The sequence below is a fragment of the Campylobacter sp. 2018MI13 genome, from assembly GCF_018501135.1.
In the GTDB taxonomy this organism is placed as follows: Bacteria; Campylobacterota; Campylobacteria; order Campylobacterales; family Campylobacteraceae; genus Campylobacter_E.
Window position 1 is genome coordinate 1 of record NZ_JAHCZC010000204.1, and the last position, 469, is coordinate 469.

Below are 469 nucleotides of genomic sequence, written 5' to 3' on the forward strand. Positions count from 1 at the left end.
ACGAATACGGCGTCTGCATGAGCGCGACCGAAAGCGCCTATGCCAACGAGCGCGTTTTGGGCTTTGATCCGCTAGTTGAAAAAGGCATCGGCGAAGAAGCGATGGTCACCGTCGTCTTGCCGCACGTCAAGACTGCAAGAGAAGGTGTCAAACGGCTCGGAGCCATCGTTGAAAAATACGGAACCTGCGAATCAAACGGGATTCTTTTTTCGGACAAAGACGAGGTCTGGTACCTTGAAACGGGCTCCGGCCACCACTGGGTCGCACAGCGCATCCCTGACGACTGCTATGCCGTCGTGGCCAACCAGCTGGCCATCCAGGAAATCGACTTCGATGATCCGGACAACTTCATGTTTTCTGCTTCCATTCAGGAATTCGTTTCAAAAAATCATCTCAATCCGGATGAAACGTGCTTCAACTTCCGCAACATCTTCGGAACGCACACGCTTTCTGACGAAATTTACAGCAC

General features: G+C 52.2%; 1 protein-coding gene. It reads left to right on the plus strand.

Annotation, left to right across the window (positions count from 1 at the left end; all coding sequences use genetic code 11):
* Nucleotides 1-17: 17 nt before the first annotated feature.
* A partial coding sequence (locus KJQ99_RS09650; protein WP_250325700.1) for a C69 family dipeptidase occupies nucleotides 18-469 on the plus strand: 452 nt, incomplete at its 3' end.